The following is an 11,583-nucleotide window of genomic DNA, read 5'->3' on the forward strand; positions in this document are numbered from 1 at the left end:
GAAGGCGTCACGGACCGGCAACGGCGCACACCGACTCGCGAACGAGCCCCCCACCGGAACCCCCTGAGCCGCGCAGCTGCCCTCAGGGCACACCCCCGCAACGAAAGTCGAGGTACACCCCCATGCGCGTACGCACCCTCCTCACCCTCGCCGGCACCGTCGCAGCCCTCGGGCTCGCCGTCCCCGCCTCGGCCGCCGACACCCCGGTACTGACCACCACCGACGGGGCGGCGGTCGCGGTCGGCGCCGTGCTCGACGCCTCCCTGGCGAGCGGCACCGCCGCCACCTTCTACTCCAGCGCGACCGGCACCAGCGGCATCTCCTGCACCAAGTCGGCGTTCTCCGCCACGGTCACCGACAACCCCGCCGCCCCCGGCGCCGCCACCGAATCGCTGACCTCCCACACCTTCGACACCAGCGGCTGCACCGCCAACGTCACCGGTGTGCTCGGCGTCAGCGGCATCACCGTCGACAACCTGCCGTACACCACCAGCGTGTCCTCCGACGGCACCGTCACCGTGACTCCGGCCGCGGGCTTCGCCGTCCAGTCCACGGTCAAGCTGCGCACCCTGCTCGGCACGATCACCTGCGTCTATCAGGCGCCCGGCCTCTCCGGCACGGCGAGCAACGCCGACAACAGCATCGCCTTCACCAACCAGCCGTTCACCAAGACGTCCGGTTCGTCGCTGTGCTTCAGCAACGCCTACTTCACCGCCAAGTACGCCCCGGTGACCAGCTCGGGCCTCGCCGTCAACGTCAACTGACCGTCGTACGGCGGTGGTTCACCGCCGACGCAGACGCAGGACGAGGGCGGCGCCGCCGGTGAGCACCAGCACCGCCGCGGCGCCGCCCGCCAGCACGGGGGTGGACGGCCCCGAGCCGGTGCCCGTGCCGGAGGCCACCGGAGTGCTGTCGCTCTGGGGTCGCGCGGACACCGGGGTCTGCGACGGCGGCTGGGACGTGCGCTGTTCGGCAGCCGGCGAAGGGCTGCTGTCCGTGCGCTTGTCACGCTCGCTCGGTGAAGCCGTCGCGGAGCCCTCGCCCTTACCCGGCGAAGGCGCCGAGGAGTCCTCGCCGCCCTGTTTCTGCGCCTGCGGGAACACCACGTCCGAGCACGAGTAGTAGGTGTCCGGCGTGCTGCTGTTCTGCCAGATCGTGTACAGCACATGGCGCCCGGTCCGGTCGGACGGCAGGGTGGCCCGGATCCGGTACGCCCCGTTCGTCAGCGCCGGGTCCTTCACCACCGCGAACGGCTGCTCCGCGAGATCGGACCAGGCGAGCCGCTCGGTCGGGTCGTAGCCGGGCTTGGTGAGATAGAGCTTGAAGGTGCCCGTGTGCGGGATCGTGGACACGTACCGCATCGTCAGGGTGGACCCCGGCGTGAGCCGGGTCGACGGCCAGTCGGCGCGGGCGAGGTCGAGGCCCCGGTAGGCGGGCAGTCCGCCGCTGCACAGCTGTCCGTCGGGTACGACCTGCCGGTCCCGGCCGTTGACGTTCGCGATCCGCAGATTGTCCCAGGCCGTGAAGGGCGCGCCGTTCGAGGCGATCGCCGCCCGGCAGGCGGGCGTGGACGCGCTGCCGCCGTCGGGGGAGCAGGCGTACACGCGGCTGGTCGGATCCGTCGGCGCACCGTGCGCACGGGCCGGGCCCGCCGCCCACACCGTGAGCAGCAACGGCGTGACGGCGGCGGCCGTCAGGGCGGTGCGGTGCGATCTCATCCAGGGCATCCGGGACATCCGGAACGTCTCCTCGGCCGGTGCGGAAGTGTCCTCGTGCAGTACGGGAAACCGGCCCGGCGCGTTCACTGCGTGACGAGTCGGGCAAAGTCCACTAATACCGGTCAACCATGCGACGTAGAGGGTGGGTTTCCGGCCGGATCGAGGGTTTCCCCTGTATCCGGATGACCAGCTCTTTGCCTATCGTTCGACCACAGCCGCCCCACAGGTAACCCCGAACGGGGCCTAGCTCGCGCCAGGCCGGCCGCCGCGCCCCCGCACCACGCACTGCCCCACCTGCGTTCGTTGCACTTCCCCGCCTTGCCGCATTGCCCCCACCTGCCCACCCGGTGGACCCCCCGCCGCTTCGAGGACGAAGCGAATCGACCGCCGCTCCGCGCTGCCCGGAGTACGGCCGGCCACGAAAGGCAAGCCCTTGCGTACCTCCACACCCCTCAGACGGAAGCTGATATCCGTCGCCGCGGTCTCCGCCGCGCTCTTCACGGCCGCCACCACCACGGTCGCCGTGGCCCAGGATTCCCCCACCAAGGAAGCCGCCGCCCCCGTCCCGACGGCCCAGACCGAGGCCGCCCCCGGCACCACGGCCGAGCGCCTCATCGTCGGCTACAAGTCCGGTGCGGCCGAGGCCAAGTCGAACAAGGCCGCCGAGTCCGACGCCGCCGCCAAGGGCAAGGAGGCAGGCGAGGACCTCGAGTTCCAGCGCCGCCTCGGCTCCGGCGCCGCCCTCGTCGACCTCGGTGAGAACCTCACCAGGACGGACGTCGCCGACGTCGTCGCCGAGTACCGGGCCGACCCGCAGGTCGCCTACGTCGTACCGGACCGGCTGAACAAGCCGCTGGCCACGCCCAACGACACCGAGTACGCCAAGCAGTGGGACCTCTTCGAGTCCACCGCGGGCATGAACGTGCCGGGCGCCTGGGACGTCGCCACCGGCAGCGGTGTGACCGTCGCCGTCATCGACACCGGCTACGTCACCCACTCCGACCTCGGTGCCAACATCGTCGGCGGCTACGACTTCATCTCCGACACCGCGGTCTCCAACGACGGCAACGGCCGTGACGGCAACCCGGCCGACACGGGCGACTGGACCACCGACGGCCAGTGCGCGGCCGACTGGGAGGCCTCGCCGTCGTCGTGGCACGGCACCCATGTCGCGGGCACCATCGCCGCGGTCACCAACAACGGCAAGGGCGTCGCGGGCATCGCCCACGGTGCGAAGGTCTCCCCGCTGCGGGTCCTCGGCCAGTGCGGCGGCTACGACTCCGACATCATCGACGCCATCACCTGGGCGTCCGGCGGTACGGTCTCCGGCGTCCCGGCCAACGCCAACGTCGCCAAGGTCATCAACATGAGCCTCGGCGGGGGCGGCGCCTGCACCACCGCGACCCAGAGCGCCATCAACGCGGCCGTGAACCGCGGCACCACGGTGGTCGTCGCGGCGGGCAACAGCAACGCCAACGCCGCCAACTACTCGCCGGCCAGCTGCAGCAACGTCATCAGCGTGGCGGCCGCCGATCGCCAGGGGAACCGCTCCTACTACTCCAACTACGGCTCGGTGGTCGACATCGCCGCTCCGGGCGGCGAGACCAACTCCGTCACGGCCAACGGCATCCTGTCCACGCTGAACTCCGGCGCCCAGGGCCCGTCCTCCGAGAGCTACGAGTACTACCAGGGCACCAGCATGGCCGCCCCGCACGTCGCGGGCCTGGCCGCGCTGATGAAGTCGGCCAACGCGTCGCTGACCCCGGCGCAGATCGAGTCCGCGATCAAGACCAACTCGCGTACTCTGCCCGGCACTTGCTCGGGCGGCTGCGGTGCCGGCCTGGCGGACGCGACCAAGACGGTGCAGGCGGTGAGCGGCGGCTCCACGGGGGGCACCACCCTCTCCAGCACGTCCGCAGTCTCCATCCCGGACAACGGCTCCGCGATCGAGTCCGCCATCGCCGTCAGCGGCCGCAGCGGCAGCGCCCCCTCGGCGCTCCAGGTCGGCGTGGACATCACCCACACCTACCGCGGTGACCTGGTCATCGACCTGGTGGCCCCGGACGGTTCGACGTACCGCCTGAAGTCCGCCAGCTCCTCGGACTCCGCGGACAACGTCAGCGCCACCTACACGGTGAACGCCTCGAGCGAGACCGCCAACGGCACCTGGAAGCTGCGCGTCCAGGACACGGCGGCCCAGGACACGGGCCGGCTCAACAGCTGGAAGCTGACCTTCTGAGCGAACGGCTACCACAAGCGGGCGGGCCGGCCGGTGCGGATGGGGCATCGGCCGGCCCGCCGATCGTTACGGCACCGACCGGAGTGACGGAAACAGTCACTCCGGTCGGTGGCTGTGCGCTCAACGTACGGACAGGTCCATGTCGGTCTGCTCGACAACGGATTCGCCGAGAGCGGCCAGCACCCGAAGCCCACGGTCGGGCTCGCGGTCAATAGCGGTCAGCAGACCCGGCACCGCGATGCTCGGCAGGATGTGCCCCCACAGGACCGAGATCCGCTCCGCCAGATCCTCCCGATCGGTCAGCGCCAGGGACATCAACTGGAGCCCCGCGAACGCCCCGACCAGCAGTTCCACCGTCTGCCGCGGTACCACGGTGGGCAGCAACTCGCCCTGGTCACCGGCCTGTTCGAGCAGCCCCACCAGATGGTCCGCCCACTGCCGGAACGGCCCGGCGTCGTCGACACCGGGCGGGGCGTTCTGGTCCACGGCCAGCCGCACGCTGCCCTTGAGCAGGGAGTTGCCGATCAGCCGCTGCCCGAACACGAAGGTCATGTCGACGAGTTCCTGCAGCTTGCACGGCTGCGGAGGCACCACGCCGAACGGCATCTGCTCGTCCAGCACGGCCTGGGCGAGGGATTCCTTGGAGGGGAAGTGAAAGTACAGGGCGCCCTTCGTGACCTCGGCCCGCTCCAGGACCATCGAGATGGTCGTTGCCGCGTACCCGTGCTCGTCGAAAACCGCGCCCGCGGCCTCCAGAATCACCCTCCGCGTTCTGATGGCGCGCTCCTGCCTCGCCATAACAGCCCCTCCGCTGCGCCGAGTCGACCTGTGCGCCGGGCGTGCGCCGGAGCGGTTCGGGCACGGCCGGGCGACCCAAGGCCGCATTGAAAACAAACCGGTCGCCTCGTACTCTAACGCTCGCGGCACGGGCACCTCGCCGTTGTCAGCGCACACACGGGGGGACCCAAGGAGGGGACATGCCTCATCCGCGGCAACTCGCCACGACTCCGCTCACTGAGACCCCGGTGGCACCGCAAGGCCTGACCGCCACCGTACCTCGCCAGCTCGTCCACCGTGCCTCGGTCGCGGAAACGTTTCTCACCGGTGCGACCAGCACCGAAGCGGACCGGTTCACCGTCTTCGCCGAATGGCCGCGCGCTCACCAGTTACACGTGTCGCCGGACCGGTTGGCATACGAGCCGCTGCTCGTCGCCGAGACCGTCCGCCAGGCCGGCACGCTCATCGCACACACCGGCTACGAAGTCCCGCTGGACCACCAGTTCGTGCTCACGGAACTGCGGATCACCACGCGTCCCGAGCATCTGGCCATCGGCCCGGCGCCCGCCGAACCCGTCCTCCACATCACGGTCTCCGAAGTCACCCGCCGCGGCGGCCGCCCGGCCGGATTCCGCTACGACGCGGAGATACGGCTCGGCGACCAGCGCGTCGGGACCGCACACGTGGCCGCCACCTGGACCAGCGCGGCCGTCTACCGCCGACTGCGCGGCGGGCGCACCGCGGCCACCGTGTCCGTGCTGCCCGTCCCGCCCGCTCTGCCGCCCTCGGCCGTGGACCGCGCCCTGTCCGCGGACGTCGTCCTCGCGCCGGCCGAGGCCCCCGACCGATGGCAGCTGCGAGTCGATACCGGCCATGCTGTTTTCTTTGATCACCCACTTGATCATGTGCCCGGCATGCTGCTGCTGGAGGCCGTCCGCCAGGCCATCCGGGCCAGGAACCGGAAATCCCCGCGCAGGCCTGCTTCCTTCCATGCCGTCTTCCACCAGTACGCCGAACTCGACCTGCCTCTTTGGATCGAGGCCGTGGGGGAGCCGGGTGCGAACGGCACCGATGTGCAAGTCGTGGGACGGCAGGGAAAGTCGACGGTTTTCGAGTGCGGGGTGGGCACCGAGGAGGGCTGAGCTATCGTGTACGGGGAGTAAGAAACAAACGGCGCGACCCGTTCTTTTCCGGCCCCAGGAGAGTTCAGCTGATGGCGAGGCAGTTACGAGCGGAACAGACCCGCACCACGATCCTCACGGCCGCCGCCGAACTGTTCGACCGTCACGGCTATGAATCAACCAGTCTGAGCGACATCGTCGAGTACGCCCAAGTCACCAAGGGCGCCCTGTACTTCCACTTCGCGGCGAAGGAGGACCTGGCCCAGGCCATCATGGAGCTCCAGTCCCGCGCGTCGCGTCAGGTCGCGGCGGAGATGGACGGCCGGGGCTACACCTCACTGGAAGCCCTGATGCGCACGACGTTCGGCATCGCGCGGCTGTCCGTCGAGGGCCCCATCCCCAGGGCCGGTCTGCGCCTCGCCACCGGGGGAGTGGTGATACGGCCGCCCCTGCGGCACCCCTTCACCGAGCTGCTGGACATCACCACCCGCAAATTCCTCGGCGCCGCCAAGGAGTCCGACCTGCACCCGGACATCGACGCCGAGGCCGCGGCCAACTCCCTCGTGTGCTTCTTCGTCGGCACCCGCGTCGTCGGCCGTTCCCTGGAACCCGTCGCCCGCCAGCCCCGCAGGGTGGCGGAGATGTGGCACATCATGATCCGCGGCCTGGTCCCGGTGCCCCGCCGGGCCCGTTACCTCACCCTCACGACACAGCTGGAGCGGGAGATCAGACCCGTATGACACGCCTGACCCGCGCGATACGGTGACGCGTATGCCCGAGAGGTCCGACACCCCGCCCGCGCCCGTGCTCCTCGGGAACGAACCCGGCTCGTTCCCGCACAGCGTCCTCGCCGAACGGCACCCCGCGATCATCCGGCAGGTACGGGAGTCCTTCCCCTACGGCCCCGAGCAGCACCGCGCGCTGGACGCGCTCCTCGCGAGCTGCACCAAGGGTGTGATCGAAGCGCTGCCCGCCGACGCGCACGACCGGGACCGCTGGACGGCCTGGGACGCCGAGGCCCACACCGGCAGGTCCTGGTTCGACGTACCGTGGCTGTGGTCCGAGAGTTATTTCTACCGCCAACTCCTCGAATCCGTCGGGTACTTCAGCCCAGGACCCTGGCAGGGCATCGACCCCTTCCGCCCCTCCAAGACGGCGGAACTCGAGGCCCGGGAGACGGACGAGGAGCTCGCCGCCCTCGACGACCTCGCGGACCGGCCCGCCGACGAACAGGACCGGGCCCTGCTGCACGGCTCCCTGTGGGGCAACCGGGCCGACCTCGGTTTCCGCCTGTCGGCCGTACACGACGAGGCATCCACGGACACCCCGCCCCTCGTGGCCGACGACAGCGACACCCTCTGGTCCCTGCTCCCGCCGTCCGGCTCCGCCACCCTGTGCCTGATCGCCGACAACGCGGGCCGCGAGCTCGTCCCCGACCTGCTCCTCGTCGCGCACCTCCTCACCCAGGGGCGGATCGGCCGGGCCGTCCTGCACATCAAGGCGTACCCGTACTACGTCTCCGACGCCACGCACGCCGACGTGCTCGACGCGCTGCGCCGGCTGACGGCTGCGCCGGGCGTGGCCGCGACGTACGGCCAGGTCCTCTGGTCGGCGATGACGGACGGCCGCCTCACCGTCCGCGCCCACCCCTTCTCGTGCGCCCCGCTGCCGTACACCGCGATGCCCGGCGACCTCCGCGACGAGCTGGCCGCGGCCATGCTCACCATCGTCAAGGGCGACCTCAACTACCGGCGCCTGGTCGGCGACCGCCGCTGGCCGCCGACCACACCGTTCGCCGACGTCACCGCCTACTTCCCCGGCCCGGTGGCCGCCCTGCGCACCCTGAAGTCCGACGTGATCACGGGCCTGGACGCCCGCACGGAAGCGGCGCTGGTGGCGGCGGAGGGGCAGAAGTGGCGGACTGGCGGGACGCACGCGCTGATCCAGGTGCGGACGTGACGACGCCGCGCCGTCGAATCGCTTCGGCTCAACCGAGCTGCACCGGCAGGGACTTGAGCCCGTTGATGAAGTTCGACACCAGCCGCTTTGGCTCTCCTGCGGTCCTGAGGACGGGCAGTACCCGCAGGACCTCCCGGTAGAGCACCCGCAGCTGGAGCCGGGCGAAGTGGGCGCCCAGGCAGACGTGCGGGCCGTCACCGAAGGACACGTGCGGGTTGGGCGTGCGGGACAGATCCAGCCGGTCGGGGTCGGCGAAAGCCCGCTCGTCACGGTTGGCGGACGCGTGGAAGACGACCACCTTGTCGCCCGCACGGATGAGCCGGCCGGCGAGCTCCGTGTCCTGCGCGGCAGTGCGGCGGAAGGTGAGAACCGGGGGATGCCAGCGCAGCAACTCGTCCACGGCGGAGAGCAGTTCGACATGGCCCGTGCGTAGTCGCTCGTACGACTCCGGGTGCTCCGCCAGCGCCAGCAGCCCGCCCGGCGCCGCGCTGCGGACGGTGTCGTTGCCCGCCACCGTGAGCAGGAAGAAGAACATCTCCAGTTCGGGTCCGGCGAGTTCGGCGTCGTGGGCGAGGGTGGTCATGACGTCGTCGTCGGGGTAGCGCCGCTTGTGCGCGGCCAGTTGCCGGGCGTACCCGAACATGTCCCGCAGCATCGCGGGCGACCGCGGATTGACCGGCCTGCCCTGTGCGTCGAGCACCGGGGTGCCCGCCTCGTCGGGGTCCTGGTAGCCGATGACCCGCTGCGTCCAGTGCAGCAGCAGCTTGCGATCGGCTTCCGGCACGCCCAGCAGGTCGGCCAGGTTGAGCAGGGCGTAGTCGTCGGTCACGGCGGTGATCAGATCCACGGTGCCGTCCGCCGTTCGGGCCGTTTCCAGGGCGTGCGTGAGGAGCGTGCGGGCGCGCGTCCGGGCGATCCTCGCGAAACGGTCCACCCGGCCGGGGGTGAAGGCCCGGCTCACGAGCCGCCTCAAGCGACCGTGTCCCGGCGGATCCTGATTGAGCATCATGCGGCGGATGAAGGGCAGGTCGTCCGGGTCGGGGTCCCGGATCTGGGTCGCGCCGATGTATGAGGAGTACGTCGCCGAGTCCTTGAGCACGCGCACGACGTCGGCGTGCCGGGTCACCGCCCAGAACCCGGGACCGGCCGGCCAGCCCAGCACCTCGGGTTCGTCCTGCCGGGCCACGGGGTGGTGATCGCGCAGGATGCGATAGGCGTCGTGGGGGACGCCGGTGGCGTACTGCCGGGGGTCGAAGACGTCGGGGACGTCGGGGACGGGGGGTGCGTGGTGGGCCGTCACGCCTGCTCGCTTTCGTGCGGGCCGTCCGCGCGCAGGAAGTCCTCGACCACCCGGATCAGCTCCAGCGGGGTCTCGTCCATGGCGATGGGGGTGCCCCCGCTCGAGCGAAGCCGAGCGTGGGGGAGGCCGGCCGCGGTGAGTTCGTGCAGCCCGGCGCGGGGGGCGCAGGTGAACTCCGTACGGTCGAGGCCCGGCAGGACACCCACGTGGGCGGACCGATCGGCGAACCAGCCGTGCCCGGCGATCACCTTGTGGGCACCCTCGCCGTGCAGCTCGTGCGGGAGCGTGAAGGAGGTCATGCGACCAAGGTGGCCTATATCGGTGAAGACCGACAGACTGACGTGTCCGGGTTCCCATGCCGCATGTGGTGATCATGTCAAAATCTTGCTAGTCATGTCGTCATGGCTTTACGTCAATTGCGCTCGGGAACAAGGACAGTCGCTGCCGCCGCGGCCACCCTCATGCTGATGGCGATCACGGCCTGCGGGGACGATGGGGACTCCTCGTCCGGCGCCGGCGGGCGGGAGACCGTGACGGTGGCCGCCCTGCCGCTGATCGACTGTGCCGCCCTCTATATCGCGCGGGACCGTGGCCTGTTCGAGAAGGAAGGCCTCGACGTCCGCATCCAGCAGATACAGCAGAGTCTCCAGGCGCTGCCGGCCCTGGCCAAGGGCCAGATCGACATGGTCGCGAGCGCGAACTACGTCACCTATCTCCAGGCCCACGAGAAGGGCACCCTCGACATCCGGATCGTCGCCGAGGCCATCAGGGCGGCGCCGCGCATGATGGAGGTGCTGGTGCCCGAGGACTCGGACATCAAGACCGTCGCCGACCTCCGGGGCAAGAAGCTCGCCGTCAACGTCCTCAACAACGTCCAGTCGCTCACCTTCGACGAGATCCTGGAGACGCAGGGCGTGGGGCGCCCCGTCTACCGGGCGATTCCGTTCCCGCAGATGGGTGCCGCCCTGGACAAGGGACAGGTCGACGCCGTGCACGCGGTCGAGCCCTACGACAGCGCCATTCAGGACGAGTTGAAGGCCAGGGTCCTCATCGACGGTTCGTCCGCGCCGGTGGAGTCGATCCCTCTCAGCGGCTACATCAGCACGGGCAAGTTCGCCGATGGGAACGGCAGGACGCTGGCGGCCTTTCAGCGGGCCATCAGGGCGGCCGTGCGGATCGCCGAGGAAGATCCGTCCGTCGTGCGTGACACCCTGCCGACCTACACCAAGGTGACCGACAAGCAGGCCGAGTCGATCGACCTGCCCCTCTTTCCGCCCACCATGGACGCCGCGCAGCTCACCCGGCTGACGGATCTCATGAAGAAGCAGGGGATGCTGAAGAAGCCGATCGATCCGGCGACGCTGATCGTCAAGTGACGTGACATTGAAAGGCCGTCAGGAACAGCTCGCGCTGGGCGCCTTGGGAGTGCTGCTGGCCGTCGGCGCCTGCGAGGCGGTCTCCCGCGCCGGGCTCGTACGGCGCGACTATCTTCCGCCCGCCTCCGAAGTCCTGGCACGGGCGGTGGAGTTGGCGGGCGACCCGGTCTTCCTGGACGGCATCGGCGCCACCCTGCTCGCCTGGGTGCTCGGCCTGGGCCTCGCTTGCGCCATCGCCGTGCCGGTCGGGCTGGTCCTCGGGAGCGTGCCGGTCGTCGACGCCGCCGTCCGCGCGATCGTCGAGTTCCTGCGGCCGCTGCCGTCCGTCGCGTTGATCCCGCTGGTCTCCCTGCTGCTCGGCTCGGGCACCGAAACCAAGGTCGCGCTGGTGACCTACGCGTCGGTCTGGCCGATCCTCTTCAACACCGTCTACGGCCTCGGTGAGACCGCCCCCCTGGCCAAGGACACCCTCCGCGCCTTCGGCTTCGGCCGCCTCGCCGTCCTCCTGCGCGTCGAGCTGCCTGGCACGGCCCCCTTCATCGCCGCCGGCATCCGCATTTCGGCGGCGGTCGCCCTCATCCTGGCCGTCGCCACGGAGATCCTCTCCGGTTTCGGCGAAGGCCTCGGCATCTTCATCGCCCAGGCAGGACTGGCCACGGACGGCACGCGGGACGTGCTGGCCGGAGTGGTGTGGGCGGGCGTGCTGGGGCTGGTCATCAACGGGGTGCTGGTGTGGGGAGAGCGACGGCTGTTTCCGTGGACGCCGGGGCGGCGGGGTGTGGGGTGAACGGGGCGGGTGTGCGGTGGCGGGTGTTGGGTGTGGTTGTGGTGAGACGGGGGTGGGGGCCGATGTGTGGACGGCTGGGGGCGGCGGCCTGGGGGACTGTGGTCGTGGGGTTGGCGGTTGGGGTGCGTGGGTTGCGGGGCCGACGGCGCCTGACACGGGTGCGTGGCGTGCCCCCTCGCCCGGCCGTCGCCGCGCCCGTCTCCCGGCCGGTGGCCACGCCCGTGTCCTGCCCACCTGCTCCCGGGTACGGGGTGCCCATCGGCTCCCGGCCCACGGCGTCCATCTGCTCCGGGGGCCGGGGTGGCT

The 11,583-nt window shown here is 70.6% G+C and carries 11 protein-coding genes; 7 read left to right on the forward strand and 4 right to left on the reverse strand.

Going from position 1 to position 11,583, the window contains the following annotated elements:
* Positions 1 to 122: 122 nt before the first annotated feature.
* On the forward strand, positions 123 to 764 hold the full coding sequence (locus tag ACZ7M7_RS23210) for a Tat pathway signal sequence domain protein (protein ID WP_472119878.1): 642 nt from the start codon (positions 123 to 125) through the stop codon (positions 762 to 764).
* Positions 765 to 782: 18 nt separating this feature from the next.
* On the opposite strand, the gene ACZ7M7_RS23215 is transcribed toward ACZ7M7_RS23210, so the two are convergent.
* Complete coding sequence (locus tag ACZ7M7_RS23215; protein ID WP_472120265.1) at positions 783 to 1,727, reverse strand: lytic polysaccharide monooxygenase; 945 nt, start codon at positions 1,725 to 1,727, stop codon at positions 783 to 785.
* Positions 1,728 to 2,151: 424 nt separating this feature from the next.
* Between ACZ7M7_RS23215 and ACZ7M7_RS23220 the strand changes: the two genes are divergently transcribed.
* Positions 2,152 to 3,957, forward strand: a complete 1,806-nt coding sequence (locus ACZ7M7_RS23220) for a S8 family peptidase (RefSeq protein WP_472119880.1) — start codon at positions 2,152 to 2,154, stop codon at positions 3,955 to 3,957.
* Between the two features lie 120 nt (positions 3,958 to 4,077).
* On the opposite strand, the gene ACZ7M7_RS23225 is transcribed toward ACZ7M7_RS23220, so the two are convergent.
* Entirely contained in the window at positions 4,078 to 4,755 is a 678-nt protein-coding gene (locus tag ACZ7M7_RS23225; RefSeq protein WP_472119882.1) for a ScbR family autoregulator-binding transcription factor, read from the reverse strand.
* 179 nt (positions 4,756 to 4,934) lie between these two features.
* On the opposite strand from ACZ7M7_RS23225, the gene ACZ7M7_RS23230 reads away from it, so the two are divergent.
* The 3 genes from ACZ7M7_RS23230 to ACZ7M7_RS23240 all read left to right on the forward strand — a co-directional run bounded on the left by ACZ7M7_RS23230 (position 4,935) and on the right by ACZ7M7_RS23240 (position 7,814).
* Positions 4,935 to 5,876, forward strand: a complete 942-nt coding sequence (locus ACZ7M7_RS23230; RefSeq protein WP_472119884.1) for a ScbA/BarX family gamma-butyrolactone biosynthesis protein — start codon at positions 4,935 to 4,937, stop codon at positions 5,874 to 5,876.
* Positions 5,877 to 5,947: 71 nt separating this feature from the next.
* The gene (locus ACZ7M7_RS23235) at positions 5,948 to 6,595 is read left to right on the forward strand and encodes a ScbR family autoregulator-binding transcription factor (protein WP_383604097.1); all 648 of its coding nucleotides are present in this window, start codon (positions 5,948 to 5,950) and stop codon (positions 6,593 to 6,595) included.
* A 31-nt stretch (positions 6,596 to 6,626) separates the two neighbouring features.
* A complete protein-coding gene (locus ACZ7M7_RS23240; RefSeq protein WP_472119886.1) occupies positions 6,627 to 7,814 on the forward strand; it encodes a damage-control phosphatase ARMT1 family protein in 1,188 nt (395 codons plus the stop codon).
* 28 nt (positions 7,815 to 7,842) lie between these two features.
* Here ACZ7M7_RS23240 and ACZ7M7_RS23245 read toward each other — a convergent pair whose 3' ends face one another.
* Both ACZ7M7_RS23245 and ACZ7M7_RS23250 read right to left on the reverse strand, forming a co-directional pair.
* The gene (locus tag ACZ7M7_RS23245; RefSeq protein WP_472119889.1) at positions 7,843 to 9,114 is read right to left on the reverse strand and encodes a cytochrome P450; all 1,272 of its coding nucleotides are present in this window, start codon (positions 9,112 to 9,114) and stop codon (positions 7,843 to 7,845) included.
* On the reverse strand, positions 9,111 to 9,413 hold the full coding sequence (locus ACZ7M7_RS23250; RefSeq protein WP_472119892.1) for a hypothetical protein: 303 nt from the start codon (positions 9,411 to 9,413) through the stop codon (positions 9,111 to 9,113). Before ACZ7M7_RS23250 ends, ACZ7M7_RS23245 begins: the two co-directional genes overlap by 4 nt.
* A 168-nt stretch (positions 9,414 to 9,581) precedes the next feature.
* On the opposite strand from ACZ7M7_RS23250, the gene ACZ7M7_RS23255 reads away from it, so the two are divergent.
* Positions 9,582 to 10,490, forward strand: a complete 909-nt coding sequence (locus tag ACZ7M7_RS23255; RefSeq protein ID WP_472119895.1) for an ABC transporter substrate-binding protein — start codon at positions 9,582 to 9,584, stop codon at positions 10,488 to 10,490.
* Position 10,491: 1 nt separating this feature from the next.
* Positions 10,492 to 11,277 carry an ABC transporter permease gene (locus ACZ7M7_RS23260; RefSeq protein ID WP_472119898.1) on the forward strand — a complete coding sequence of 262 codons (786 nt, stop codon included), beginning with the start codon at positions 10,492 to 10,494 and terminating at the stop codon, positions 11,275 to 11,277.
* The last annotated feature ends 306 nt before the right edge of the window (positions 11,278 to 11,583 follow it).

Source organism: Streptomyces sp. NPDC111606 (assembly GCF_055656945.1).

Coding starts and splice junctions, on each gene's coding strand:
- ACZ7M7_RS23255 (WP_472119895.1), top strand. CDS start 9,582: ATGGCGATCACGGCCTGCGGGGACGATGGGGACTCCTCGTCCGGCGCC.
- ACZ7M7_RS23240 (WP_472119886.1), top strand. CDS start 6,627: ATGCCCGAGAGGTCCGACACCCCGCCCGCGCCCGTGCTCCTCGGGAAC.
- ACZ7M7_RS23230 (WP_472119884.1), top strand. CDS start 4,935: ATGCCTCATCCGCGGCAACTCGCCACGACTCCGCTCACTGAGACCCCG.
- ACZ7M7_RS23250 (WP_472119892.1), bottom strand. CDS start 9,413: ATGACCTCCTTCACGCTCCCGCACGAGCTGCACGGCGAGGGTGCCCAC.
- ACZ7M7_RS23215 (WP_472120265.1), bottom strand. CDS start 1,727: ATGCCCTGGATGAGATCGCACCGCACCGCCCTGACGGCCGCCGCCGTC.
- ACZ7M7_RS23225 (WP_472119882.1), bottom strand. CDS start 4,755: ATGGCGAGGCAGGAGCGCGCCATCAGAACGCGGAGGGTGATTCTGGAG.
- ACZ7M7_RS23235 (WP_383604097.1), top strand. CDS start 5,948: ATGGCGAGGCAGTTACGAGCGGAACAGACCCGCACCACGATCCTCACG.
- ACZ7M7_RS23210 (WP_472119878.1), top strand. CDS start 123: ATGCGCGTACGCACCCTCCTCACCCTCGCCGGCACCGTCGCAGCCCTC.